Here is a 501-nt window from a genome sequence, read left to right on the forward strand (position 1 = left end):
CCAACTCAGCACCTACCTCATCCCCACCGTGCTGGACATTCCCGAAAAAGTCGAGACCGTCCTCGTGGAAGTGCGCGACCCGAACGGACCCTGGGGCGCGCGCGGCGTGGGCGAACTGCCCTACTTGCCCGTCGCTCCCGCCATCGCCGCCGCCATCCACGACGCGACGGGCGTATGGATTGATGAATTCCCGTTCACGCCGGAGCGTGTGCTGCGGGCGCTGGGAAAGATTTGAGCCTCTGTATCCGAAAACCGCTTTCATGTCATGCTGAGCGGAGCGAAGCATCCCTTCTCCCGCTGGAAACCTTTCTGACACGGTAGAGATTCTTCGTCGCTTCGCTCCTCAGAATGACATTGTGCTGGGAATCGCTGGGGCGCAGTACCAGCGGAATAGGGGGATGGCAATGCCGGTTTCGGGGCCGAAGCCGCCATGGTTGCGGGTGAGATTGCCCGCGGGCGGCGCGTCTCGGGAAGTGAACAGCCTGCTGGACAACCTGGGGT

Annotated in this window: 1 protein-coding gene; it reads left to right on the forward strand. The window is 62.7% G+C overall.

From position 1 onward, the window contains the following. Nucleotides 1-235 (forward strand): aldehyde oxidase (locus N2201_07580; GenBank protein MCX7786059.1); only part of this gene is annotated, 235 nt, incomplete at its 5' end. Between the last annotated feature and the right edge of the window lie 266 nt (nucleotides 236-501).

The organism is candidate division WOR-3 bacterium, from assembly GCA_026418155.1.
GTDB lineage: Bacteria > Hydrothermota > Tepidihabitantia > Tepidihabitantales > CAIPLT01 > JAOABV01.